25 protein-coding genes are annotated in these 22,885 nt (G+C 64.4%); 13 read left to right on the forward strand and 12 right to left on the reverse strand.

Annotated features, from left to right (window positions below; genetic code table 11):
• The first annotated feature begins 18 nt into the window (after nucleotides 1–18).
• A complete protein-coding gene (locus tag P9217_RS16155; RefSeq protein ID WP_095801628.1) occupies nucleotides 19–627 on the forward strand; it encodes a glutathione S-transferase family protein in 609 nt (202 codons plus the stop codon).
• A 558-nt stretch (nucleotides 628–1,185) separates the two neighbouring features.
• Here P9217_RS16155 and P9217_RS16160 read toward each other — a convergent pair.
• Entirely contained in the window at nucleotides 1,186–1,398 is a 213-nt protein-coding gene (locus tag P9217_RS16160; protein ID WP_066994534.1) for a cold-shock protein, read from the reverse strand.
• Nucleotides 1,399–1,671: 273 nt separating this feature from the next.
• Here P9217_RS16160 and P9217_RS16165 point away from each other — a divergent pair, with 273 nt between their 5' ends.
• Nucleotides 1,672–2,001: a hypothetical protein gene (locus P9217_RS16165; RefSeq protein WP_278087257.1), complete on the forward strand. Its 330-nt coding sequence runs from the start codon at nucleotides 1,672–1,674 to the stop codon at nucleotides 1,999–2,001.
• Nucleotides 2,002–2,021: 20 nt separating this feature from the next.
• Here P9217_RS16165 and P9217_RS16170 read toward each other — a convergent pair whose 3' ends face one another.
• A complete protein-coding gene (locus tag P9217_RS16170; protein WP_278087258.1) occupies nucleotides 2,022–2,591 on the reverse strand; it encodes a methylated-DNA--[protein]-cysteine S-methyltransferase in 570 nt (189 codons plus the stop codon).
• 176 nt (nucleotides 2,592–2,767) lie between these two features.
• On the opposite strand from P9217_RS16170, the gene P9217_RS16175 reads away from it, so the two are divergent.
• From P9217_RS16175 to P9217_RS16200, 6 genes are all read left to right on the forward strand, one after another.
• Nucleotides 2,768–3,745 (forward strand): lytic transglycosylase domain-containing protein, encoded by a 978-nt coding sequence (locus P9217_RS16175; protein ID WP_095826542.1) that lies wholly within the window; start codon nucleotides 2,768–2,770, stop codon nucleotides 3,743–3,745.
• A 44-nt stretch (nucleotides 3,746–3,789) separates the two neighbouring features.
• Nucleotides 3,790–4,287: an N-acetyltransferase gene (locus P9217_RS16180; protein WP_278087259.1), complete on the forward strand. Its 498-nt coding sequence runs from the start codon at nucleotides 3,790–3,792 to the stop codon at nucleotides 4,285–4,287.
• A 400-nt stretch (nucleotides 4,288–4,687) separates the two neighbouring features.
• Nucleotides 4,688–5,956 (forward strand): ABC transporter substrate-binding protein, encoded by a 1,269-nt coding sequence (locus tag P9217_RS16185; protein ID WP_127241817.1) that lies wholly within the window; start codon nucleotides 4,688–4,690, stop codon nucleotides 5,954–5,956.
• 5 nt (nucleotides 5,957–5,961) lie between these two features.
• On the forward strand, nucleotides 5,962–6,900 hold the full coding sequence (locus P9217_RS16190; protein WP_278087260.1) for a sugar ABC transporter permease: 939 nt from the start codon (nucleotides 5,962–5,964) through the stop codon (nucleotides 6,898–6,900).
• A gap of 1 nt (nucleotide 6,901) precedes the next feature.
• Nucleotides 6,902–7,726, forward strand: a complete 825-nt coding sequence (locus P9217_RS16195) for a carbohydrate ABC transporter permease (protein ID WP_095823228.1) — start codon at nucleotides 6,902–6,904, stop codon at nucleotides 7,724–7,726.
• A gap of 208 nt (nucleotides 7,727–7,934) precedes the next feature.
• A complete protein-coding gene (locus P9217_RS16200; RefSeq protein WP_067326713.1) occupies nucleotides 7,935–8,492 on the forward strand; it encodes a DUF4142 domain-containing protein in 558 nt (185 codons plus the stop codon).
• A 27-nt stretch (nucleotides 8,493–8,519) separates the two neighbouring features.
• Here P9217_RS16200 and P9217_RS16205 read toward each other — a convergent pair whose 3' ends face one another.
• Complete coding sequence (locus tag P9217_RS16205; RefSeq protein ID WP_067326717.1) at nucleotides 8,520–8,840, reverse strand: DUF1476 domain-containing protein; 321 nt, start codon at nucleotides 8,838–8,840, stop codon at nucleotides 8,520–8,522.
• 224 nt (nucleotides 8,841–9,064) lie between these two features.
• On the opposite strand from P9217_RS16205, the gene P9217_RS16210 reads away from it, so the two are divergent.
• Together P9217_RS16210 and P9217_RS16215 are read left to right on the forward strand one after the other, a co-directional pair.
• On the forward strand, nucleotides 9,065–9,454 hold the full coding sequence (locus P9217_RS16210) for a DUF6152 family protein (RefSeq protein WP_278087261.1): 390 nt from the start codon (nucleotides 9,065–9,067) through the stop codon (nucleotides 9,452–9,454).
• Nucleotides 9,455–9,922, forward strand: coding sequence for a hypothetical protein (locus P9217_RS16215; RefSeq protein ID WP_067326725.1), 468 nt, complete (start codon nucleotides 9,455–9,457; stop codon nucleotides 9,920–9,922).
• Nucleotides 9,923–9,950: 28 nt separating this feature from the next.
• Here P9217_RS16215 and P9217_RS16220 read toward each other — a convergent pair whose 3' ends face one another.
• From P9217_RS16220 to P9217_RS16240, 5 genes are all read right to left on the reverse strand, one after another.
• Nucleotides 9,951–10,286, reverse strand: a complete 336-nt coding sequence (locus tag P9217_RS16220) for a hypothetical protein (RefSeq protein ID WP_082953985.1) — start codon at nucleotides 10,284–10,286, stop codon at nucleotides 9,951–9,953.
• Nucleotides 10,287–10,601: 315 nt separating this feature from the next.
• Nucleotides 10,602–14,093: a carbamoyl-phosphate synthase large subunit gene (gene carB / locus P9217_RS16225; RefSeq protein ID WP_278087262.1), complete on the reverse strand. Its 3,492-nt coding sequence runs from the start codon at nucleotides 14,091–14,093 to the stop codon at nucleotides 10,602–10,604.
• A gap of 376 nt (nucleotides 14,094–14,469) precedes the next feature.
• A complete protein-coding gene (locus tag P9217_RS16230; protein ID WP_336618900.1) occupies nucleotides 14,470–15,261 on the reverse strand; it encodes an SH3 domain-containing protein in 792 nt (263 codons plus the stop codon).
• Between the two features lie 183 nt (nucleotides 15,262–15,444).
• Nucleotides 15,445–15,657, reverse strand: a complete 213-nt coding sequence (locus P9217_RS16235; protein WP_245307585.1) for a hypothetical protein — start codon at nucleotides 15,655–15,657, stop codon at nucleotides 15,445–15,447.
• Nucleotides 15,657–16,013: a helix-turn-helix transcriptional regulator gene (locus P9217_RS16240; RefSeq protein WP_067326737.1), complete on the reverse strand. Its 357-nt coding sequence runs from the start codon at nucleotides 16,011–16,013 to the stop codon at nucleotides 15,657–15,659. The genes P9217_RS16235 and P9217_RS16240 overlap by 1 nt, the downstream gene beginning before the upstream one ends.
• A 193-nt stretch (nucleotides 16,014–16,206) precedes the next feature.
• Here P9217_RS16240 and P9217_RS16245 point away from each other — a divergent pair, with 193 nt between their 5' ends.
• On the forward strand, nucleotides 16,207–17,385 hold the full coding sequence (locus P9217_RS16245; RefSeq protein ID WP_067326740.1) for an MFS transporter: 1,179 nt from the start codon (nucleotides 16,207–16,209) through the stop codon (nucleotides 17,383–17,385).
• A gap of 29 nt (nucleotides 17,386–17,414) precedes the next feature.
• Here P9217_RS16245 and P9217_RS16250 read toward each other — a convergent pair whose 3' ends face one another.
• Nucleotides 17,415–18,014 (reverse strand): LysE family translocator, encoded by a 600-nt coding sequence (locus P9217_RS16250; RefSeq protein WP_066994945.1) that lies wholly within the window; start codon nucleotides 18,012–18,014, stop codon nucleotides 17,415–17,417.
• A 100-nt stretch (nucleotides 18,015–18,114) separates the two neighbouring features.
• Between P9217_RS16250 and P9217_RS16255 the strand changes: the two genes are divergently transcribed.
• Nucleotides 18,115–18,981, forward strand: coding sequence for a LysR substrate-binding domain-containing protein (locus P9217_RS16255; protein ID WP_082953961.1), 867 nt, complete (start codon nucleotides 18,115–18,117; stop codon nucleotides 18,979–18,981).
• Between the two features lie 50 nt (nucleotides 18,982–19,031).
• Here the strand turns inward: P9217_RS16255 and P9217_RS16260 are convergent, their stop codons facing one another.
• The 3 genes from P9217_RS16260 to P9217_RS16270 all read right to left on the reverse strand — a co-directional run bounded on the left by P9217_RS16260 (nucleotide 19,032) and on the right by P9217_RS16270 (nucleotide 22,017).
• The gene (locus P9217_RS16260) at nucleotides 19,032–19,682 is read right to left on the reverse strand and encodes a dihydrofolate reductase family protein (RefSeq protein ID WP_095779708.1); all 651 of its coding nucleotides are present in this window, start codon (nucleotides 19,680–19,682) and stop codon (nucleotides 19,032–19,034) included.
• Nucleotides 19,683–19,779: 97 nt separating this feature from the next.
• Entirely contained in the window at nucleotides 19,780–20,622 is an 843-nt protein-coding gene (locus P9217_RS16265) for a protein-L-isoaspartate O-methyltransferase (protein ID WP_278087265.1), read from the reverse strand.
• 45 nt (nucleotides 20,623–20,667) lie between these two features.
• Nucleotides 20,668–22,017: an Nramp family divalent metal transporter gene (locus tag P9217_RS16270; protein ID WP_278087266.1), complete on the reverse strand. Its 1,350-nt coding sequence runs from the start codon at nucleotides 22,015–22,017 to the stop codon at nucleotides 20,668–20,670.
• Between the two features lie 227 nt (nucleotides 22,018–22,244).
• On the opposite strand from P9217_RS16270, the gene mntR reads away from it, so the two are divergent.
• Complete coding sequence (gene mntR, locus P9217_RS16275; protein ID WP_067327157.1) at nucleotides 22,245–22,697, forward strand: manganese-binding transcriptional regulator MntR; 453 nt, start codon at nucleotides 22,245–22,247, stop codon at nucleotides 22,695–22,697.
• The last annotated feature ends 188 nt before the right edge of the window (nucleotides 22,698–22,885 follow it).

Below are 22,885 nucleotides of genomic sequence, written 5' to 3' on the forward strand. Positions count from 1 at the left end.
CGCGCGCGGAGAGGGGCCATGATCCTTTATGACATGATTGACAGCGGCAATTGCTACAAGCCGCGTCTGTTGATGGCAAAGCTCGGCATTCCCTTCACCCGCATCGAAGTGAGCTCGCACACCGGCGAGACGCGCAAGGCCGACTATGTCGCCAAGAACCCCAACGCGATGGTGCCGCTGCTCGAGCTCGACGACGGCCGACGCATCGCTGAATCCAACGCCATTCTGCTCTATCTCGCCGAAGGCACGCGCTTCCTGCCGGCCGACAGATATGAGCGGGCGCTGGCGTATCAGTGGCTGTTCTTCGAGCAGTACAGCCACGAGCCCTATATCGCGGTGCGCAAGGCGCTGCTCACATTTCCCGAGAGGGCGAAGGATGCGACGCCGGAACGGTTGGCGCTGACCTTGGAGCGCGGCAACAAGGCGCTCGGCGTGATGAACAAGCATCTGGAGCAGAACGCCTTTTTTGCCGGCGCCAGCTACAGCGTCGCCGACATTGCGCTCTATGCCTACACTCACACCGCCGAGATGGGCGGTTTCCAGCTCGACGCCTATCCGGCCGTGGTGGAGTGGCTGAAGCGGGTCGAGACGGACAAGGGGCACGTGCCGATCGAGTGGGTGGGGTAGTCTGTTTCTATGCCGCAGCATTTTGCAGCCGCCGAATGCTGGCTATTTGATGAGACGATCGTATTCGGCATGGGGTGCCGATCCAGATCCAGTCGAAGCATCAGCGCTTTCGAGGGCCAAGGCCCGATAAGTGTCGTCTATCCTGGCCGACCAAAGCTCTCCCACCTTTTGAAATGGAGGGATGGATGTCGCGGATTGGTCTCATCGAAGTGAAGTTCTTGTCGGCCGGTACGGCGAACGGCCTTTGGTCACGCAGTTTGCCGGCAGCAAAGTGGGACCACAAGCGCGGGCGGCGGCTTGCCAATTCAGGCAACAAAAAAGGCGGGACAATGCCCGCCTTCCTATGCCGGTAGCCTGATCGGAAGCGTTGGGGCCGGGCCGGCAGCTATCTGCTGTTCCAGCTTGTCGGGTCCTTTCGCTCCGGCGCGCTTATCGCACGACCGTCAGTACATCCGTGACTTGCCGCCCGCTCCAGGCTCTCGCCCGGTGCGCGTCGCTAACTAGGCGCATTGTGCAATGCCAGGCGATCACGCCCGGCTGCAAAATGCCAGCGCCAAATCAGGCTGCCTTGCTCAGAGACCCAGCAGCGGACTTGCCGGTGCGGCGGTCCTGCTCGATCTCGAAGCTGATCTTCTGGCCTTCAACGAGGGTGGTCATGCCAGCGCGCTCGACGGCGGAGATGTGGACGAAAACGTCCGCGCCGCCATTGTCGGGCTGGATGAAGCCGTAGCCCTTGGTGGCGTTGAACCACTTAACCGTACCAGTTGCCATGTAGAGTCCTTCACATTTGCTTCGTTTGACCGGACCAAAGCCCGGCCGGTGGTATCGAAATTTTGGAGATAGACGTCAGCAAACGCGAAGATCGCGGCCCGATCGATCGGCCAAATTCAATGCGCCGGATATAGTATGGTTCGCGAACGAAAACAAGATGGCGTTACCGGCATGTGCCGCGATAGCGTCCAACGGAGCCCACTGCGCTTGGAAGGTTTGCCGCCGGGGATGCGTTGTGGAGGGAAGATGCGCTTGCTGTTGCGGGAGAAGATCATGAGGACAATTCTGCTTGCCGCCTGCCTGATGTTGGTGGCCGCCGAGGCGCAGGCCGTCTCGCGCTACGACCCGACGCGCATGAGCTGCGACCGCGTGCGGGCGACGATCGCCAGGCAGGGCGCGGTCATCCTGCGCTATCAGTCGACGCGCGTGCCGGGACTGCCGCTTTATGACCGCTATGTGCGGGACGAGCGCTTCTGCAACATGGGCGAGGTGAGAGCGCGGGCCTATGTGCCGAGCGCCGATACTAAATCCTGCCCCGTCTATATCTGCAAACGGCCGGACTTCGACCGGCGTTTCCGACGGCGGATCTTCCCACGCCATTAGAGTCCTTTCGGCAAGCTGTGTCAGAACGCGAATGATGCCTGAGCGGCCGGCGGCGGACCGACCCGCACGCCTTCCATGGCCAGCATCTTCTCCTTGGTGGCCGAGCCGCCGGTAGCCGAGAAGCCGCCGATCTTGCCCCCCGCGGCAAGGATGCGGTGGCAGGGAATGACCAGCGGCACCGGATTGGCGCCGAGGGCTGCACCGGTTTCGCGGGCAAGCCCGGCATGGCCGGCCCGCTTGGCCAGTTCGCCATAGGTGGTCGTCTCGCCGAAGCCGAGCTTGCGCGCGGCGTCATAGATGGCGAGGCGGAAATCGTCGACGCCGTCGAGATCGACCGGCACGCCGGAGAAATCGACATCCTCCCCGGCCGCATAGGCCTTCATCGAGGCGATCAGTTCGACCACCCATTGCGGCTGTTCGGTGGAGGTAGAGACGCCGGCATGGCGAAACACGCGGCGCTCGACCGCTTCGCGGCTACGCTCGGGCAGGCAGAGCCGGATCAGGCCCTTTTCGCTCCAGGCGATGCCCATGAAGCCGATCACTGTTTCTAACACTGCGTGGCCGGCCGTGATCGGCAATGCGTTTTCCATGGGTGCGCTCCTTTCCGCAAACTGCGAAAAACGGGTACATCTCCAGTACAGATGGGGAACAATATCACAGTTTGCTTCGAGTCTCGCCACCCGAAAGCTGCACACTGGCCCTGATTGCCCGGTTGGAATCGCTGGTGTAAGGACTTTTCAACAACCGACAATCGGACCTGCAGGGCTTGGCAGCGAAAATCATCCTCACCGCGATCGGCGTGCTCGTTGCCGCTGCCGGCCTCAGCGGCTGTACCTCGACCTCACAGATGAAACCCTCGCCGGCGCTTGCGGCGGCATCGACGCCGGCCGCCGAGGACGACACACCGACCATCGCGCTGCCCGAAACCGTTGCTGTGCTGCCGGAGCCTTCCGGCCTCGCTCAGGTGCAAACGGCGGCGCTGACCGGCGATGCCGTGGCCCTGGCGACGGCACCTGGGGCGACGGCGCCTGGCGCGACGACGGCTGGCGCGCCGTTGCCGCCGCCGGCGCAACCCGGCGCCGCCCTTCCGCCGCCGGCGCAACCTGCCGCGTTCGCCGGCTCGACACCCGTCGCCGGGCAGTTTCCGCCGCCGCCGGTGCTGCTGGCCGGCGCATCGCCGACCGGCCCCGGTGCGCTCAAGCAGGCCGCCGCCTACAAGAGCGCCGCTGTTGCCATGCCGGTCACCGGCCAATCAGCGAAGGTGGCTCCCATGCCGGGCGTGCAGCAGGTCGCCTATGTGATGCCGCAGAACCCGGCGCTGCTTGCCCAACCGGGCCAGCCCGAACAGCATGCCACAGGTCCGCGCGCCGAGATCGAGCGGCTGATCGAGAAATATTCGGCGATCTACGAAGTGCCGGTCGATCTGGTGCGCCATGTCGTCAACCGCGAGAGCACCTTCAATCCGAAGGCCTATAATCACGGTCATTGGGGACTGATGCAGATCAAGCACGCGACCGCACGCGGCATGGGCTATGACGGGCCGGCAGCCGGCCTGTTCGACGCCGAAACCAATCTCAAATACGCTGTCAAATACCTGCGCGGCGCCTGGCTGGTCTCGGGCGGCAATGCCAAGCGGGCCGACCAGCTCTATCAGACGGGCTATTATTACGACGCCAAGCGCAAGGGCCTGCTCGATCAAACGGGTCTCGGCGTCGACCGCCGCCGCCTGCAGCCAGGCGCCTGAGCGCCGGCAACGAGGCGCGTCCCATCGGTCTTTGGGGCAGTTGCATGCGTGACACTGACAGCCGCCGGCCGCCGACTCCAGACGATGTCCGCCTTCGCAAGCTTCTCGACGATGCGCTGACCGCGCCGCATTGGCCGGAAGGCTTCGTCATGCGCCCGTTCGAGCACAGGGATGCGCAGGCCCTGCACGCACTGCTGGAAGAGGCGCTCGACGACGGCGCCGAAGGTCGGTTCGACGAATGGTGGTCGCGCATCTCAGGCGATGCCGAGTTCGGTCCGGACCTCTGTTTCCTCGTCATCGACGGCAAGGGGCTGCTGGCGGGCGCCGCGCTTTGCTGGGCGTCGGGCTTCGTCAAGGATCTGGCGGTTCATCCGGACTCGCGAAGGCACGGCATCGGCGAGGCGCTGATGCGGCACGTGTTCCTGACTTTCCGCGACAGGGGTGCAGCCCATGTCGACCTTAAGACCAACACGGTGAAGAACCCCGCAGCCTTCAGGCTTTACGAGCGGCTCGGCATGGTTCCGGTGGCCTGGGAAGGCTAGGCGCTTCGCAGCATTCGCCTTCAGCGACACAACCGAATGCAGGGCGCATTGTGAACCGCTTCACACAAGCTGACGTTAGGACATGCTAATGCGTCGTGGTGCAGGGCGGCCGATCGGCGGATCGACGCTGGCAAGGCGTCGGAGAGGCTGTGCCGGCATGCGTCAGCCACTCCAAGGCGGGCTCCGGGGCGGCGGGTTTCGGAGCCCGCCCGCTTTGGGCCTGCGGCCAATCGCGAGATCTCCCTTAACTGAGTGACTGGGGTCAGTCCGCTCCCGGACCGTCCCCGATGGCCATGTCGGGAACTCCGAAGCGTCGCTCCGCATTCAATGCGGGCGGAGGGTCATCATCAGCCGACGCGGCAAGGTCCGCGTGGACGGTTCCGAGGCGAGGCCCACCAGCATGAAATTTTACCGCGCATTCCTCGCACTTGCCGTCGGCGCGATGCTCGCGGTGGCGCCGGCTCGCGCGGTCGAGCTGTCGATCGTGTCGGGCGACACGGGCAACGGCATCAAGGTCTTGCGCGAGATACTCGACCGCTACCAGAAGCAGAGCGGCAACAAGGTCGACATCGTGGTGATACCGCCGTCGGGCACCGACCAGTTCGGTCAGTTCAGATTGTGGCTCGCGGCGGGAAACAGCGACATCGACGTCTACCAGACCGACGTGATCTGGGCGCCGCAGCTTGCCAGCCAACTCGTCGATCTCACTGCGGCGACCAGGGATATCGTGGCCGAGCACTTCCCGTCGATCATCCAGTCGCAGACCGTGAACGGAAAGCTGGTGGCGCTGCCGATCTTCACCGACGCGCCGGCACTCTATTACCGCAAGGATCTGCTCGACAAATATGGCGCCAAGGTGCCGACCACCTGGCAGGAACTGGCCGACACCGCCAAGCTCGTCATGGACAAGGAGCGCACCGCCGGCAACAAGGACCTGTGGGGTTTCGTCTTCCAGGGCAACGCCTATGAGGGGCTGACCTGCGACGCGCTCGAATGGGTGAGGTCGAATGGCGGCGGCCAGATCATCGAGCCCAACGGCACGGTCTCCATCAACAATCGACAAGCCGCGGCCGCGCTCGACATGGTCAAGGGCTGGATCGGCACCATTGCGCCGCCGGGCGTGCTCGCTTACCAGGAAGAGGAATCGCGCGGCGTCTGGCAGACCGGCAATGCCGTCTTCATGCGCAACTGGCCCTATGCCTATGCGCTCGGCAACAGCGAGACCTCACCGATCAAGGGCAAGTTCGATGTGGCGCCGCTGCCGGCAGGAACCGGCGAAGACGCCCGGCCGACGGCAACGCTCGGCGGCTGGAACCTCGCGGTTTCCAAATATTCCAAGCACCAGGACGCGGCGATCGATCTGGTGAAGTTCATCGCCTCGCCCGAGATGCAGAAATATCGGACGCTGAGGACGTCCAACCTGCCCACCATCAAGGCGCTCTATGACGATCCCGATATCGCCAGGGAACAGCCGATCGTCCCGCGATGGAAGCAGATATTTCTGAACGCGGCGCCGCGCCCTTCGGCGGTCGCCAAAATCAAGTACAACGAAGCCTCGAGCCAGTTCTGGACGGCCGTCCACAACACCATGTCGGGCGACGGCAGCGCCGCCGACAATCTGGCCGATCTCGAAGCCAGGCTGACCAGGCTGAAGGGCAAGGGCTGGTGAGGGCGATGCCTGTGAGCCGCTCGCGCCTGATGCGGCAACGCGTGCGCTCGGCCTGGCTGTTTCTGGCGCCGATGCTTCTGGTCCTTGCCGCCGTCGCCGGCTGGCCGCTCCTGCGCACCTTCTACTACAGCTTCACCGACGCCTCATTGGCCGATCTCGACGCCCGCCAATGGGTCGGCTTCGACAATTATTTCTCGATGCTCAGCATGCCGAGCGGCCGCGTGCTCTATGACGGGCTACTCGCCGATCCGGTCTGGTGGCGCGCCGTGTGGAACACGCTGCTCTTCGCCGTGGTGTCGGTGAGCTGCGAAACGGTCCTCGGCATGATCGTGGCGCTCGTTCTCAACGCCGATTTCAGAGGCCGCGGCTTCGTCAGGGCGGCGATCCTCATTCCATGGGCGATCCCGACCATCGTCTCGGCCAAGATGTGGCAGTGGATGCTCAACGACCAGTTCGGCATCATCAATGCGGTGCTGCTCAATCTCGGCCTGATCGACGCGAAAATCGCCTGGACCGCGAGCGCCGACACGGCGATGATCGCGGTGCTGATCGTCGACATCTGGAAGACGACGCCGTTCATGGCGCTGCTTTTCCTCGCCGCGCTGCAGATGCTGCCGCGCGATGTTGTCGAGGTCGCCAGGCTCGACGGCGCCAATCCGTGGCAGATCTTCTGGAAGGTGACCTTGCCGCTCATCCGCCCGGCGGTCATGGTTGCGGTGATCTTCCGCGCGCTCGACGCGCTACGCATCTTCGACCTGATCTACGTGCTGACGCCCAACAATGTGCACACCAAATCGATGTCGGTGTTCGTGCGCGAGAACCTGTTCGAGTTCGACAAGTTCGCCTATGGCTCGGCCGCCTCGACGCTGCTTTTCCTGATCGTCGCGCTGCTCACCATTTCCTACATCCGCATCGGCCGGATAGAGCTGGAAGGAGGCCGCTGAGATGGCGATGTTGAAGCGTTTAGGCTTCTTCCTCCTGGTGGGGGCAATCGTCTTCGTCGCGGTGTTTCCGCTCTATTACGCCGTCGTCACCAGCCTGAAATCCGGCACCGAGTTGTTCGAGGCGAGCCTTTGGCCGCAGGCGTTAAGCCTCGCCAACTACAGGAACGTGCTGGTCGAAGGTCCTTTCCTGCGCAATCTCTTGAATTCCTTGGTCGTCTCGGGCGCCGTCGTGCTCATCTCGCTGCTGCTCGGCGTGACATCCGCCTACGCGCTGGCACGCGTCCGGTTCCGCGGCCGTTCGGCGCTGATGCTTGCCATATTGTCGGTGTCGATGTTTCCGCAGGTCGCGGTGCTGGCCGGCCTGTTCGAGATCATCCGGGCCTTCGGCCTCTACAATTCGCTCATCGCACTGATCTTCTCCTACATGATCTTCACGCTGCCGTTCACCGTCTGGGTGCTCACCGCCTTCGTGCGCGACCTGCCGGTCGAAATCGAGGAAGCGGCGATCCTCGACGGCGCGACGCCATGGATCATCGTCACTCGCGTCTTCCTGCCGCTGATGTGGCCGGCATTGGCGACGACAGGGCTGCTCGCCTTCATCGGCGCATGGAACGAGTTCCTGTTTGCGCTGACCTTCACCTCCAACAACGCGCAGCGCACGGTGCCGGTGGCGATCGCGCTGCTTTCCGGCAACTCGCAGTTCGAGATCCCCTGGGGCAACATCATGGCCGCTTCGGTGATCGTCACGGTGCCGCTGGTGGTGCTGGTGCTGATCTTCCAACGCAAGATCGTTTCCGGCCTAACCGCCGGCGGCGTGAAGGGATAGGCCGTGCTGATGTTCAGGTGATGCCGGGCTGCGAATGGCGGTGTCCTGCGCTTCGGTGTTCACGTACTTCAAGCACGCTCCGGTATTCTCGGTACGACCATCCTCGGCTCGGCCTGACCCTGACTCAACACGGCCTCCTTCACGCCCTCAACGCAACCGGCAGCGCCATTTCGCGTTGGAAGTGCAAGGGGCTGATCGGAGATTCCAGATGAAAACGCTTCTGACCGCGGCCGCCATGGCGCTCCTTGCCGGCGCGCCGGCCACCCTTGCTCAGTCGAGCGACAGCAACGATGTCGCGCCAATGGCGACAGACAACAAGGTCGACACGCAGACTTTCGTCACCACCGTACCCAATGCCAACGAGTTCGAAATCCAGGCGAGCAGGCTGGCCGAGGAGAAGTCGCAGTCGGACGAAGTCAAGGCTTTTGCCGACGAGATGGTCAGGGACCACATCAAGGCCGGGGAGGATTTCAAGGCGGCGATGAGCCAGGGCCAGACGACGGCTTCTATCAAGCCTGCCGGCCCCGCTCTGGGGCCTAAGGAACAGCAGATGCTAGGCGAGCTGAAGCAGGCGAGCGGCACAGAGTTCGACCGGAAGTATATCAAGATGCAGATGGATGCGCACAGGGACGCGGTCGCGCTGTTCAGCACCTATGCCAACTCCGGCGACGACCCGGCGCTGAAGGAGTTCGCCAAGAAGACTCTGCCGGTGCTGAAAATGCACGAGAAGCATGTGAAGGAACTGGCGGTGGCGTATCACGGGTGAGGGTGGTTTCTGCCCCCGAGCGGATCCTCAGCTCGCCTTGATCTGCTCGACCGCCGTTGCCAGCAACTCGTCCATGGCCTGGCGAATCTGGGCATCCGACTGGGCGACGCCCGCCGCGTCGAAGTCGGCACGGACCTTGCGGAACACGTCGTTGTCGCCCGCTTCCTCGAAATCCGCGCGCACCACCTCTTTCGCATAGGCGTCGGCATCCACGCCGGATTTGCCGAGCTTTTCGGCGGCCCACAGGCCGAGCAGCTTGTTCCGGCGCGCCACGGCCTTGAACTTCGTCTCCTCGTCCATTGCGAATTTCTTTTCGAAGCCTTCCTGACGGTCCCTCATGCTGCTCATGGTTTGCCTCGCTCGGACGTGAGTTCGACCGCCTCCGATGCATGCGAAGAGCGGCCTGGAGAAGCGAAAATGGGGAGCATGAAGGCCTGTAGCAAGGCCTGATCGTGGTGTGGACGCCGCGGACCCGAAATTCGTGCCATGCCGGGCCGAAGCTCCGATGTGATTTGACCTGGCCGGGCCGTAGCCTACTTTCGACCTGGCAGGAGGAGTGGAGGAGACGGGCGATGAAGTCACCGTTGAACGATATGCAGGGCGTCGTGCTGACGGCGGCGTTGATGTTTGCTGCCGGCACTGCCGCCTATGCCCATCACGGCTGGTCGTGGACGCAGGACGACTTCTTCGAGCTCAAGGGCAAGATCGCGGCGATCTATATCGGCAATCCGCATGCGACGCTGGACGTCGATGCGAAGGGGGAGGTGTGGCGGGTGGAGATGGCGCCGCCGGCCCGCACCATCGCCGCCGGCTTCACCGAGGAGGTCGCCAAGGTCGGCGACGCGGTGACCGCGATCGGCCATCGCTCGCGCGAGGAGGCGGAAAAGCGCATGAAGGCGGTGCGCATCATCGTCGGCGGCAAGCGCTACGACGTCTATCCCGACCGACTGCCGCCGGCCTAGATGGCGGAGTTTCTGGCCGGCATCGAGCAGCTTGCCTTGGTGCGCGGGCTGAAAGCCTCCTTCGTCGCCTATCCGATCGTGAATGCGCTGCACATCATGGCGGTCGGCGCGCTGCTCACCAGCGTCGGCCTCATGGATTTCAGCGTCCTTGGCGCCTTCCGCTCGCTGCCCCACGCGCCGTTCGTCGCGCTGCTGCGCCGCGTAGCCCTTGGGGCGTTTGGCGGCGCGATCATCACCGGGGCGCTGCTGTTTTCGGTAAAGGCGGGCACCTATGCGGCGATGCCGATCTTCGTTGCCAAGATAACACTGATCCTGCTGGCGGGGGCCAATTTCCTCGCCTTCACGCGCTTGACCCGCACGAGCGGGGTGGCCGAGTCGGCCGGGGGCATCGCGGCCGTCCTGGCCGTGATTTCGCTCGGCCTGTGGACCTGCGTGCTTTTCGCCGGGCGGTTCATAGGGTTTTTGTGAAGCAGTTCCACGAAGAGCCGGCTGCTGCTCAGATGTCCGGCGCGTTGCCGACTTTCTTCTTCATCTCCAGCGCCCAGGCGCGGCCTTCGTCGCCGCCCCACAGCAGCCAGGCGATGTAGCCGGCAGAGGGATTTTCCTCGTTGCCGTAGTTCTTGCCGCGCTTGTCGACCTCATGGCGGGCGAAATAGCTGACAATGCGGCGGATGGTCGAGGGTGAAAGGTTCTTACGGTTCTTCAGCTCCGTCGCCCTCGCGATGCCGATCTCGGTGCCGCCGCGGCCGAACTGCTTGCGCAGGCGCAGCCCCTTGGCGGCGTTTTCGGCGACTGTCTGCGGGCAGCGCAGGTCGATTTCGTCTGCGGACATCTCATCCATCGCAGATTTTTAGTCTACGAGCAGAATGCGGGGAAGCAGAGTTCCGAAGTTGCTAATCGGTGCCGGTACCAATGCCCTGAGATGAAAGGGCACGAAGTCGCGCTCTACGGCGCAATCCTAAGCAGGCGAAACGGGCGCTCAGTCGATAGGCCAGCGGTTGCGGCAACGGTTCATTAATAGTCAGCCAATCGCTGGAATGGGCCGCCCGAATGAGCGTTGCCTTGTCGCCTGCCGCCGAAGATTGGCAAGACGGTTCATTAGACAGAGATTGCACCGTGGCTGGTGCGCTTCGTAGCGCCAATAGCCTTACCCAAAATACTCCTGCAACGGCCGAACCTCGAGGTTTCCCGCCCGCAGCGCCGCGATTGCTTCGGCCACGGCCGCAGCACCCGACAGCGTGGTGTAATACGGCACCTTCTGCATCAGCGTCGCGCGGCGGAGCGACTTCGAGTCCGACACGGCTTTCTGGCCGTCGGTGGTGTTGAAGACGATCTGGACCTGGCGATTGCGGATGGCGTCCTCGATGTGGGGGCGGCCTTCGAGTACCTTGTTGATCTTTTCCGCCGTCACGCCGTTCTCGGCGAGGAAGCGGGCGGTGCCGGAAGTGGCAAGCACCTTGAAGCCCTGCTCGGCGAGGCGTTTTACGGCGGGCAGAATCCCCTTCTTGTCTTCGTCGCGCACCGAGACGAACAGCGTGCCCGCGCGGGGGAGATCAACACCCGCCCCTAGCTGGCTCTTGGCGAAGGCCAGCGCAAAGTCGCGGTCGAGGCCCATCACCTCGCCGGTCGAGCGCATTTCCGGCCCGAGCAATATGTCGACGCCGGGGAAGCGGGCGAAGGGGAAGACGGCTTCCTTGACCGCGATATGGCCGGGATTGCGCGCGTCAGGCATGGCGCCGTAATTCGCGAAGGCGTTTTCCAGCGTCTCGCCGGCCATGATGCGGGCGGCGATTTTCGTAATGGGACGGCCGATGGTCTTGGCGACGAAGGGCACGGTGCGCGAGGCGCGGGGATTCACCTCAAGCACATAGACCGTGCCGTCCTTGATGGCGTATTGCACGTTCATCAGGCCGCCGACATTGAGCGCCCGGGCAAGTGCGGCGGTCTGGCGTTCCAGCTCGTCGACGAGCTCCGGCTGCAGCGAATATACCGGCAGCGAGCAGGCGCTGTCGCCCGAATGGATGCCGGCCTCCTCGATGTGCTCCAGGATGCCGGAGACGAAGGTCTCCTTGCCGTCGCAGAGGCAGTCGACATCGACCTCGGTGGCGCCGGTGAGATAAGTGTCGAACAAAAGCGGGTTCTTGCCGAGCAGCGTGTTGATCTGGCCGGTCTTGTCGGCCGGGTATTTCTGCTTGATGTCCTCCGGCACCAGGCCGGGCACGGTGTCGAGCAGATAGGTCTGCAGCATGCCTTCGTTGTAGATGATCTGCATGGCGCGGCCGCCGAGCACATAGGACGGGCGCACCACCAGCGGAAAGCCGAGCTCGGCAGCGACGAGGCGCGCCTGCTCGACCGAATAGGCAATGCCGTTCTTCGGCTGGGTGAGCCCGAGCTTGTGCAACAGCTTCTGAAAGCGGTCGCGGTCTTCGGCAAGATCGATCATGTCGGGCGAAGTGCCGAGGATCGGGATGCCGGCCTTCTCCAGCGCGTCGGCCAGCTTCAGCGGTGTCTGGCCGCCGAATTGGACGATGACGCCGACCAGTTCCCCGGAGGCCTGCTCGGCGCGCAGGATCTCCAGCACGTCCTCCGGCGTCAGCGGATCGAAATAGAGCCGGTCGGACGTGTCGTAGTCGGTCGACACGGTCTCCGGGTTGCAGTTGACCATGATCGCCTCGAAGCCGGCGTCGCGCAGCGCAAAGGCGGCATGGCAGCAGCAATAGTCGAACTCGATGCCCTGGCCGATGCGGTTCGGGCCGCCGCCGAGGATGACGACCTTCTTGCGCGACGAGACGCGCGCCTCGTTGGCGAGCTCGCCGGCGAAGGGCGTCTCATAGGTCGAATACATATAGGCGGTCGGCGAGGCGAACTCGGCGGCGCAGGTGTCGATGCGCTTATAGACCGGGTGAACGCCGAGTTTTTGCCTGGTCTTTTGAATCACTTCCGCGTCGGTCCTGGTCAGCGACGCCAGGCGTGCGTCGGAAAAGCCCATCGCCTTCAGCATGCGCAGGTTCGCCGCGTCCTGCGGCAGGCCGTGCTCGCGGATGCGCTCTTCCATGGCGATGATGCCGGCGATCTGCTCGAGGAACCACGGGTCGATCTTGCACATGGCGTGCACGTCTTCGAGCGAGGTGCCCATGCGGATCGCCTGCGCCACCATGCGCAGCCGATCGGGGGTCGGCGTGCCGAGCGCGGCGCGGATGGCGTTGCGGTCGTCGACGTGGTCTGCCGAGCCAAGGCCGGGGATCTCGATCTCGTCGAGGCCGGTGAGGCCGGTTTCCAGTCCGCGCAGCGCCTTCTGCAGCGATTCCTGGAAGCTGCGGCCGATGGCCATCACCTCGCCCACCGACTTCATGGCGGTGGTCAGCACCGGCTCGGCGCCCGGGAATTTCTCGAAGGCGAAGCGCGGGATCTTGGTCACCACATAGTCGATCGAGGGCTCGAACGAGGCCGGCGTCGCGCCGCCGGTGATGTCGTTCTCCAGCTCGTCCAGCGTGTAGCCGACGGCAAGCTTTGCCGCGACCTTGGCAATCGGGAAGCCGGTCGCCTTCGAGGCGAGCGCGGACGAGCGCGAGACGCGCGGGTTCATCTCGATGACCACGAGGCGGCCGTCGGCCGGATTGACGGCGAACTGGACGTTGGAGCCGCCCGTCTCGACGCCGATCTCGCGCAGCACCGCGATCGAGGCGTTGCGCATCATCTGATACTCTTTGTCGGTCAGGGTCAGGGCCGGCGCGACGGTGATGGAATCGCCGGTGTGCACGCCCATCGGGTCGAGGTTCTCGATCGAGCAGATGATGATGCAGTTGTCCGCCTTGTCGCGGACCACTTCCATCTCATACTCCTTCCAGCCGAGCACGCTCTCCTCGATCAGCACCTCCGTGGTGGGCGAGGCGTCGAGGCCGGACTGAACGATGTCGTAGAATTCGGCGCGGTTGTAGGCGATGCCGCCGCCGGTGCCGCCCATGGTGAAGGAGGGGCGGATAATCGCCGGCAGGCCGACATGGTCGAGCGCTTGCGCCGCGATCGCCATGGCGTGGCTGATATAGCGCTGCTTGCGGTCGCCTTCGCCGAGATTCCAGCGCGTCTCCAAAGCATCGAGCGCGGCATCGAGGTTTTCGGGGTTCTCGGCTTTGAGCGCGGCGCGCTCGGCCTCGTGGATCTTGCGGTCGGCGTCCTTGACTTCTGTGGCGTTGGCCAGCATCGAGCGCGGCGTCTCCAGCCCGATCTTGCTCATCGCCTGGCGGAACAGCGCGCGGTCCTCGGCCTTGTCGATGGCATGCGCATCGGCGCCGATCATCTCGACATTGTAGCGGTCGAGCACGCCCATGCGGCGCAGCGACAGCGCGGTGTTGAGCGCCGTCTGGCCGCCCATGGTGGGCAGCAGCGCGTCGGGGCGCTCCTTGGCGATGATCTTCGCCACCACTTCCGGCGTGATCGGTTCGATATAGGTGGCGTCTGCCAGCTCCGGATCGGTCATGATCGTGGCCGGGTTGGAGTTGACCAGGATGACGCGGAAACCCTCTTCCTTCAGCGCCTTGCAGGCCTGGGTGCCGGAATAGTCGAACTCGCATGCCTGGCCGATGACGATGGGGCCGGCCCCGATGATCAGGATCGACTTGATGTCGGTGCGTCTTGGCATGGTCTATGGATTCCGTTCGGCGAGCGGCTTGCACGAAAAACCGGGCGGGGAGGACCCGGCCGGTTGTGCTTGCGATTCTGGTATCAGGCTAGGAGGGCCTTATAGGGAAGAGTTTTGGCGGATGTAACCCCGAAAATGAGGGTTTGCGGGTTGGCGTGACGGAACAAACCAGGCGTCTCATTCCTTCGCGCCCCCCTCTGCCCTGCCGGGCATCTCCCCCACGAGGGGGGAGATTGGACGTCACGACTGCTTTCGCCAATTTTCGACGGTGAAGAAAAAGCGAGGCGCCAAAACAGCCGATCTCCCCCCAAGTGGGCCCAAGTGGGGAGATGTCCGGCAGGACAGAGGGGGGCGCTGTCCCGCCGGCGTCTTCAGCCTATCGCTTCCCCAGGGCCAGCTGATCCGTGATCTCAAAGCGCTCCGAAACGCCGATGCGGATCATGTTCAGGCTGCCTTCGCGGGTGAAGCGGAATTCGTCGGAGGAGTCCGAGCCGGCCGGCTTGCCGTCATGGAAGTGGATGATGCGCGTGCCGCCGTCCGGCCAGGTCACGGTCACGACGCTGTCGCCGGCCTCATGTGCGACGCTGATCAGGCAGCGGGTCATCGGCTGGCCGATCCGGCGCGCGCAGGGGATGCCGTCGGCGGCGTCTGGGGCAGGGGTGTCGGACTCCGTGATCACCGAGGCGGCGAAGGCGAGGGCGTAGGCATCCTGCATGGCGACGGCGCTGATATCGGCCGCGGATGGCGGATCGGCCGGCTCGCTGCGACCCAGGCGCGCGGCGATGTCCGGCTGCGGTTCTTCAGAGGGCTCGGGCGCGTTCGCTTCCTGTGGCGGGCCGGCGTCAGTTGCCGGCACGGCTGCATCCTCGGGCGCCGGGGCCGGGTTGTTGGGGCTGAGATAGCGGGCCGGCGCCCATCCGACGATATGCGCGTCCTGCGTGTCCTCGACCTTGCACCAGGGATAGTTATTGACGGTCTTGCAGCCGTAATTCTTCACGGCTGCGCCGTTGGGCAGGCGCGCCGCGACCTTTCCATCTGGTGAAGCGGTGGCGCGGATGTTGAGGAGATCGTCCGGCGCAAGGCCGCCGATGATTGAAATGATCGTGGCTGGCGCGTCCTGGGCCAAAGCCGGCACGGCGGCCAGCAGCAAAGGAGCGGCGATCAGCAATGTCGATCGGAGCGTGACTTTACGCTTCATCCTTAATGCACTGCAATCCTGGCGTTTCCGCTCAATCAGATTATGAGCTTCGCTCAATCATGGATATGAGCTTCGCTCAATCTTTATAAATCCGGTCCGCGGCGCGTGCGCCCATTCCAGTCGTCCGCTTGTTCGGCCTGCTTTGCGGCAGCTTCATGGTCGTAGGCGATGGCGATCGCCTCGGAGCGGCCGGGAGGCATCCATCTCGACGATGCCGTAGCGCGCATGCCGGCTGTCCTGCTCAGAGACATGCGCCGGCGGGAATGCGGATGAGCTCGCTGCGATGGCTATTGCCGCACAACGCGATCCGGCAGGCTGGAGGGCCAGCACGTTGCCATGGATATCGGCCAGAACGGCAATGCGCATCAGGCGTCGATCTCCGCATCGGCGGTGCCGACCGCTGGAAGCGCCTTGTCCTCGCCGGCGGCCGCGATCACGCTGTCGAGCAGGCCGGGGAAGCGCCTGTCGAGGTCGTCGCGGCGCAGGGTGATCAGCCGGCTGGTGCCGACCGCTTCGGTGCGCGTCACGCCAGCCTCGCGCAGCTTGGCGAGGTGGTAGCTGAGATTGGTCTTGGAGGCGAGGTCGAGGAACTTGCCGCAGTTCATCGGCACGCCTTCCTTGCTGGCGAGAAAGCGCACGATTGCCAGCCGGGTCGGGTCGCCGAGCACGGCAAGCACGATCGGCAGGCTGATCTGATCGGCGGTCGGATGAGGCAAGGTCATGGTTGAGAATTAAGCGCAAACGGCACCAACTTCAACGCGTCTCCGCTTCTTGCTTGGTTGCGCAGCTTCCCGGTTTCTACGCCGTCCTGACACAGAGCTGTCAGCAGGGTTCCGCTAATTTGCCCAAGTTCCGTTGACATCATGCCCCTTCATGTCCAATTGTTCAATAACTTTTGAACAAAGGACATATCCCATGGACAAGCGGATCTTCTGGCTTGCGCTCGGATCGTTTGCGATCTCGACCGAAGGCTTCGTCATCTCCAGCCTTCTTCCCGATATCGCCGCGGATGCCGGCATCTCCGTTCCGCTCGCCGGCTCGCTGATCACCGCCTTCGCGCTCGCCTATGCGATCGGCGCGCCGATCCTGGCGACGCTGACCGGCGAGTGGGACCGGCGGCGCGTCATCCTGTGGACGCTGGTGTTCTTCGTCATCGGCAATATCGTCGCGGCGCTAAGCTCGTCCTTCGAATTGCTGCTCATCGCACGCATCGTCATGGCGCTGTCGTCCGGCCTGTTCGCGGCAACTGCGCAAGGCACCGCCGTGGCGCTGGTCGACGACCATCACAGGGCCCGCGCCATCGCGGTCGTGGTCGGCGGCACCACGGTGGCGGTCGCGGTCGGCGCACCGCTCGGCGCGCTGGTGGCGGCGATTGCCGGCTGGCGCGGCACCTTCTTTGCCATTGCCGGCCTCGGCGCGCTTGCCGGCGCGATCCTGTGGTGGCGGCTGCCGCGCGGCATTGTCGGCACCAGGTTGCCGCTCAAGGCGCGGCTGGCGGCGGCGGTCCGTCCCGGCGTGTTGCCGATCCTGGTCACGACCACGCTGGCGCTGGTCGGCGCCTTCACCGTCTTTGCCTTCATCGCGCCTCTGGCGATCGAGGGCGGCGGCCTCAGCCCGCTGGCGCTTCCCGGCATGCTGCTTGCCTTCGGCGTTGGCGCCGTCATCGGCAACATCGCCGGCGGCCAGGCGGCGGACCGTTTCGGCGCGGCGCGCACGGTTTGCTGGTCGCTGGGGCTGAGCGCGGCGATGCTCGTCACCTTGTCGCTGATCCCGACCTTCCTGCCGCATTCGATCGCCGGGCCGGCGCTGATGGGCATGATGGTGCCGTGGGGCATCGTCGGCTGGGCCTTCCCGCCGGCGCAGGCGAGCCGGATCATCAAAATAGCGCCCGATGCCGCCCCGATCGTGCTCTCGCTCAACGCCTCGGCGCTCTATTTCGGGGTCGCCCTTGGCGCGGTGGTCGGCGGTGCGGTGCTGCGCTTCGGCGCGCCGGCCGATCTCGGTCTGGTCGCGGCTGTATTCCCGATCGTCGGGTTGGGTGTGGTGCTCGCGGGTCGCGCGCTCGCCCGCCCGGTCGCCATGCCGGCGGAATAGACTTCGCAAACCTGAAGGACTTGCCGGTCTCAGGCTGGCCGCCACATCTGCAGGATGGAGGCGGCCAGCAGCAGGCCAAGCACGATGTTGAGCGCGCGCCATTGCCGCTCGGTTCGGAGCAAACGTGCCAGCAGCGTGCCGGCTACGCACCAGAGCGACAGCGAGACGGCCGCGGCAAGGCCGAACACGGCGCCGAGCAGCAATGCCAACTGCAAGGGGCCGTCGGCAAGCGCCGCGAAGGAAGCGGCCGCACCCAGGCCCATTGCCCAACCCTTGGGATTCATCCACTGAATCCCGGCGCCGCCGAAGAAGCTGTTCGGCCTAGCCATGCTCACGTCGAGCTTGGGCGGGCCGCTGCGGCCGATCCTGATCGCCAGCCAGATCAGATAGAGCGAGCCGGCGATCTTCATCGCAAGCTGGAGCGAGGGGACGGCGGCGATCAGCCCGGCCAGGCCGGCAGCACCCGCCGCCGCTACTGACGCCAGTCCCGCGGCGCTGCCGGCCATCAGCGGCACCGATCGGCGAAAGCCGAACTGCGCCCCGGATGCCGTCGACAGCGTCGTGGCGATGCCGGGCGTCGAGGTCGAGATCAACGCGAACAGGACAAGGGGGATGATGGTTTCGGACATCCAAAGCCTCCACGGTGGAAGGAGCCTGCATGTTAGGCGCTGGGCGCTATCAGTAAATGCAATGTTGGATATGGTCTGCATTAGTGATTATAATGCAGCGATGTTCCGCGATCTCGACACCACACTTGTCCGCACCTTCGTGACGACGGCCGACAAAGCCAGCATGACGGCCGCGGCCAACGCCCTCAATCTGACCCAGGGCGCCGTCAGCCAGCAGATCAAGCGGCTGGAGGAGATCCTTGGCCAGATGTTGTTCGAGCGCGACCGCCGCGGCTTGAGACTGACGCGTTCGGGCGAACGGCTGCTCGACAAGGGCCGGCGTCTCTTGCGGCTCAATGACGAGATCCTGGCGGAGATAAGCGGCAAGGCGGTCGCCGGCGGGGTGCGGATCGGCGTGCCCTACGATCTTGTCGGCACATTGCTGCAACCTGTTTTGAAAACCTACGCTGAAGCCTATCCGCAGGTGGAGATTTCGCTGGTCTGCGCCTCTTCGCCGGAACTCGCGGCGGCGCTGGCGGCAGGGACGATCGACCTTGCCGTCATCGAGGAGCGGGCCGGTCCGACGGCCGGCGAGTGCCTACTGGTCGACCGGCTGGTCTGGGTCGGTGCCAGAGGCGGCTCGGCGCGCTTGAAGCTGCCTTTGCCGGTCTCCATGGTCGCGGATAGCTGCGCCTTCCGTCCCGCGGTGCTGGCGGCGCTCGGCACGCACGGGCTCGATTGGCGCACCGTGTTCGAGAACGGCAACATCGACGCAACGACCGCAACGGTACGGTCGGACCTTGCGGTGACCACCTGGCTCGCCTCGACGGTTCCGGCCGACCTCGACATCCTGTCCGACGCCGACTTACCGGCGCTGCCGAATTTTTCCGTCAACCTGCACCTGCCGAAGCATGCAGTGACGCGGACGGCAGAGGCATTCGCCACTCATATCCGCGAGGGTCTGGCGCGGCATCGCCGGGCAGCGTGAGCGACACTTTTCGTTCCTCGCCCCCGCTTTGGGGGCGAGGAACCTTGGCGCTACTTCCAGTTCTTGCGCCGTTCGAGCTCGGCTTCGGAAGGCTGCTCTGTCGCAAAAGATCCGGTCTTGACGTCGCCGCCACGTTCATAGGTCGCCATAATGACACCCGTGCTGGTGGTTTGCGACTTGATGAGCTTGAAGGCGGCGGGCATCGCGTCATCGCCGAACAGGCGCTTTCCCTTGCCCAGCAACAGCGGGAAGATCATCAACCGGATCTCGTCGATCAGCCCATTGGCGAGCAGGGTCTGGATCAGATTGCCCGAACCCTGGATGAGCAGATCGGGTCCGTCTTCCTGCTTGAGCTGCCTGAGCCTGGCAACGACGTCTGGTCCAAGCGGCTGCGTGTTCTGCCAGGTCAGGCTATCCGGCCGATGCGTCGCGACATATTTGGTCGCCGGGTTGAAGGCATCTGCGATCGGATCTTTCTGATACGGCCAGTACGCGGCGAAGATGTCATAGGTTCTGCGACCGAGCAGCAGGGCGAAGGGCTTGGAGAACAATTCGTCCATTGCCTCGCCCGCCACCTCGTCAAAGTAATGGAAGGTCCAGCCGCCGAATTGAAAGCCGCCGACCGGGTCTTCTTCCGGGCCGCCTGGCGCCTGCATGACGCCGTCGAGGCTGACGAATGTGGCGGCGATGATCTTGCGCATCTGTCTTCTCCCTTTTCGTGATCCGCGCCGTCGCGGCCGGATTTCGTCCTAAGGACGGGCGACAAGCCTGCGTTCCGACACAGGCTTCCGCAGATTTCTATCGTTCGCTGTCGGCGCGCATGGCGCGGGACGAGAACCAGACATCGCCGAACACGGCGGTGGCGGTTCGATCGGGCGCCTTGTCTTCGGTCAGCCAGATCGAGCGCGTGCGGCTGGCGCGTTCGCGGGTTGGCACTCTTGCCTCCGGGCCGGCGAGGGAGGCGCCGACGCAAGGGATGAACCAGGAACCCATGAAGGGCCGGCAGGCGAACCCCGCCTGCATGCGGGTGACCAGCACGGCGAGGCCGATACGCTGCGCCGGCCGCCAGGGGAAGATCAGCCGGCCGCCGGGCCTGAGCGCCCTCAGCCACGCAGGGGGCGGGGCAATGACGGCAGCATTGACATAGATGATGTCGGAGGGCGGTAGCGGGCCGGCGACAGCGTCGCCGGCAACGACCTCGACATTGCCATAGGCCGCGAGGTTCACCTTGGCTTGCGCGGCGAGATCCGCTTCGATCTCGAAGGCGGTGACGCTGCCACTGGGCTCGACCAGCCTTGCCAGCAGCGCGGTATAGTAGCCGGTACCGGCGCCGATATGGGTGACGGCTTCGCCGGGTTTCGGTTCGACCTTGCCGATCCACATGGCGTGCAGAATCGGTTCGCCGTTGTTGATGCCCTTGTCGGCATCGAGCACCACCAGCACGTTCTGGTAGATGTAGCTTGGATCGGCAGTCGGGGTTTTGAACGCTCCGTCGCCGGCAAAGACTGTCCAAGGTCCAGGGCCGAGAAAGGCCTCGCGCGGCACGGAGGCGAACGCCTCCTCGATGCGGGGATCGGCGGAGCGCGCATGCGCGGCCATCAGTTTGGCGTAGAATTTTCGGGCGTCGTCCGAAACGGTCATGCTTTCAGAAGATAGCGCGGCCGGCCGGGATGTCGCGGCTCGAACTCAGCCGGCAAATGTGTCGAAGAGCAGCTTGAAGTTGAGCACCAGGATGATCGCCGCGACTACCCAGGCGAGTGCGGCGACGCCGCGCGAGATGGCGAAACTGCCCATCTTCTTCTTATCCGAGACGAACTGCACCAGCGGCACAACGGCGAAGGGCAACTGCATCGACAGGATGACCTGGCTGAAGACCAGGAGCTGGGCCGTGCCCTTTTCGCCGTAAAGCGCGGTGACGATCACGACGGGGACGATGGCAAGGCCGCGCGTCAGCAGGCGGCGCGCCCATTGCGGAATTCGCAGACGCAGGAAGCCTTCCATCACGATCTGGCCGGCGAGCGTGGCGGTGACCGTCGAGTTGAGCCCGGACGCGAGCAGCGCGACCGCGAACAGGATCGAGGCGATGCTCAAGCCCAACAGCGGCGACAGCAATTCGAAAGCCTGACCGATCTCGGCGACATCCTGGTGCCCGGTGCCGTGGAAGGCCACGGCCGCGACGATCAGGATGGACGCGTTGACGAACAGCGCCAGGATCAGCGCGATGGTCGAGTCCGTGGTCGCCCATTTGATGGCGTCGCGCTTGCCGGCATCGGTGCGGTCATAGGCGCGGGTCTGCACGATCGAGGAGTGCAGGTAGAGATTGTGCGGCATCACGGTGGCGCCGATGATGCCGATGGCGATGTAGAGCATCGTCGGGTTGGTGACGATCTCGGACGACGGCACGAACATCGAATGCAGGATTGTGCCTGCGGGCGGGGCGGCGACGAAGATCTGGATGGCGAAGCAGCCAAAGATGATGATCAGGAGCGCGACGACGAACGCCTCGAGATAACGGAAGCCCCTGTTCATGAGCAGCAGCACAAGGAAGGCGTCCAGCGCGGTGAGGACGGCGCCGCCGATCAGCGGGATGCCGAACAGGAGCTGCAGCGCAATCGCCGTGCCGATCACCTCGGCGAGGTCGCAGGCGATGATCGCCAGTTCGCAGGCGATCCAGAGCAGGAAATTTACCGGACGCGGATAATAGGCGCGGCAGGCCTGCGCGAGGTCGCGGCCGGTGGCGATGCCGAGGCGGGCGGCCAGCGCCTGCAACAGGATCGCCATCAGGTTCGACAGCATGATGATGAAAAGCAGCGTGTAGCCGAACTGGGCGCCGCCGGCGAGGTCTGTCGCCCAGTTGCCCGGGTCCATATAGCCGACCGAGACCATATAGCCGGGACCCATGAAGGCGAACAGGCGGCGGAACCAGAGACCGGTGTCGGGCACCCTGATCGAGGCATTGACCTCGCGCAGACTGGGCTGCTCAGTCTCATCGGAGCGGGCAAATTGCCACGAGGGACGGGACACTGCTTCTGACATCGGGGGGTCCGCTGGAAGGGTATCGAGGATCGCCACTATGTATGCTAAGGCTGAACATTATGCAACAGGCTATACTTCATTGTTCAAGCTCTTGTGATGCAAGCCGACAGGCGCCGCGTGCAGCAGCAAACGCCGGGTTGCGCCGACCCGGGAATGCAAATAAACGGCCAGAGCACTACGGTCCGTGCTATGAGTGCGGAGCCGATTCAGCCATGAAGGAGCGCGTATTGGCGCTGAGGAACAGACCAGTTCGACGCGAAAAGCCGCTTCCTGATGCCGAAATCCATTCGGAAGGGTTCAGGCAGACCCGCGAAGCGCGCCGCAGCGCGCTTGTCGAGGACTATGTCGAGCTGATCGCCGATCTGATCGAGGACGGAAACGAGGCCCGTCAGGTCGATATCGCGGCCAGGCTTGGCGTCGCGCAACCCACCGTGGCAAAAATGCTGACACGGCTCTGCGCCGACGGGCTGGTGTCCAGGAAACCCTATCGCGGGGTGTTTCTCACGGACGCCGGTCGCAAGGTGGCGCAGGAGAGCCGCATCCGTCACGAGACTGTCGAAGCCTTCCTGCGCTCGCTCGGTGTCAGCCCCGAGACGGCACGGATCGATGCCGAGGGCATCGAGCACCATGTCAGCGCCGAGACGCTGGATGCATTTCGCAGGGCGATGACGACACGCTGAGCCCCGCCAGCGTTAAACTTCCCGACCGACGAGTCGCTGGAACCGCCGAACGGTACGCACGTTGCTCCTGACGTTGCGCGATGATCGCGTGGAAGGGAGGAAGCGACGGGCGTTGAACAGGCACGGACCACGAAGGGCTAGCAAGCGGCCAACGGGTTGAGACAGGCGGCGGCTCGTGACGAGCGCAA

Source organism: Mesorhizobium sp. WSM4989, assembly GCF_029625795.1.
In the GTDB taxonomy this organism is placed as follows: domain Bacteria; phylum Pseudomonadota; class Alphaproteobacteria; order Rhizobiales; family Rhizobiaceae; genus Mesorhizobium.

What these genes read in the sequence shown, in the direction of transcription:
- P9217_RS16210 (WP_278087261.1), top strand. Translation starts at nt 9,065, where the DNA reads ATGAAGTCACCGTTGAACGATATGCAGGGCGTCGTGCTGACGGCGGCG.
- P9217_RS16240 (WP_067326737.1), bottom strand. Translation starts at nt 16,013, where the DNA reads ATGACCTTGCCTCATCCGACCGCCGATCAGATCAGCCTGCCGATCGTG.
- P9217_RS16200 (WP_067326713.1), top strand. Translation starts at nt 7,935, where the DNA reads ATGAAAACGCTTCTGACCGCGGCCGCCATGGCGCTCCTTGCCGGCGCG.
- P9217_RS16165 (WP_278087257.1), top strand. Translation starts at nt 1,672, where the DNA reads ATGAGGACAATTCTGCTTGCCGCCTGCCTGATGTTGGTGGCCGCCGAG.
- P9217_RS16220 (WP_082953985.1), bottom strand. Translation starts at nt 10,286, where the DNA reads ATGTCCGCAGACGAAATCGACCTGCGCTGCCCGCAGACAGTCGCCGAA.
- P9217_RS16260 (WP_095779708.1), bottom strand. Translation starts at nt 19,682, where the DNA reads ATGCGCAAGATCATCGCCGCCACATTCGTCAGCCTCGACGGCGTCATG.
- P9217_RS16190 (WP_278087260.1), top strand. Translation starts at nt 5,962, where the DNA reads ATGCCTGTGAGCCGCTCGCGCCTGATGCGGCAACGCGTGCGCTCGGCC.
- P9217_RS16215 (WP_067326725.1), top strand. Translation starts at nt 9,455, where the DNA reads ATGGCGGAGTTTCTGGCCGGCATCGAGCAGCTTGCCTTGGTGCGCGGG.
- P9217_RS16250 (WP_066994945.1), bottom strand. Translation starts at nt 18,014, where the DNA reads ATGTCCGAAACCATCATCCCCCTTGTCCTGTTCGCGTTGATCTCGACC.
- P9217_RS16270 (WP_278087266.1), bottom strand. Translation starts at nt 22,017, where the DNA reads ATGTCAGAAGCAGTGTCCCGTCCCTCGTGGCAATTTGCCCGCTCCGAT.
- P9217_RS16155 (WP_095801628.1), top strand. Translation starts at nt 19, where the DNA reads ATGATCCTTTATGACATGATTGACAGCGGCAATTGCTACAAGCCGCGT.
- P9217_RS16255 (WP_082953961.1), top strand. Translation starts at nt 18,115, where the DNA reads ATGTTCCGCGATCTCGACACCACACTTGTCCGCACCTTCGTGACGACG.
- P9217_RS16160 (WP_066994534.1), bottom strand. Translation starts at nt 1,398, where the DNA reads ATGGCAACTGGTACGGTTAAGTGGTTCAACGCCACCAAGGGCTACGGC.
- P9217_RS16170 (WP_278087258.1), bottom strand. Translation starts at nt 2,591, where the DNA reads ATGGAAAACGCATTGCCGATCACGGCCGGCCACGCAGTGTTAGAAACA.
- P9217_RS16180 (WP_278087259.1), top strand. Translation starts at nt 3,790, where the DNA reads ATGCGTGACACTGACAGCCGCCGGCCGCCGACTCCAGACGATGTCCGC.
- P9217_RS16235 (WP_245307585.1), bottom strand. Translation starts at nt 15,657, where the DNA reads ATGCGCATTGCCGTTCTGGCCGATATCCATGGCAACGTGCTGGCCCTC.
- P9217_RS16245 (WP_067326740.1), top strand. Translation starts at nt 16,207, where the DNA reads ATGGACAAGCGGATCTTCTGGCTTGCGCTCGGATCGTTTGCGATCTCG.
- P9217_RS16185 (WP_127241817.1), top strand. Translation starts at nt 4,688, where the DNA reads ATGAAATTTTACCGCGCATTCCTCGCACTTGCCGTCGGCGCGATGCTC.
- P9217_RS16265 (WP_278087265.1), bottom strand. Translation starts at nt 20,622, where the DNA reads ATGACCGTTTCGGACGACGCCCGAAAATTCTACGCCAAACTGATGGCC.
- P9217_RS16205 (WP_067326717.1), bottom strand. Translation starts at nt 8,840, where the DNA reads ATGAGCAGCATGAGGGACCGTCAGGAAGGCTTCGAAAAGAAATTCGCA.
- carB (WP_278087262.1), bottom strand. Translation starts at nt 14,093, where the DNA reads ATGCCAAGACGCACCGACATCAAGTCGATCCTGATCATCGGGGCCGGC.
- P9217_RS16195 (WP_095823228.1), top strand. Translation starts at nt 6,902, where the DNA reads ATGGCGATGTTGAAGCGTTTAGGCTTCTTCCTCCTGGTGGGGGCAATC.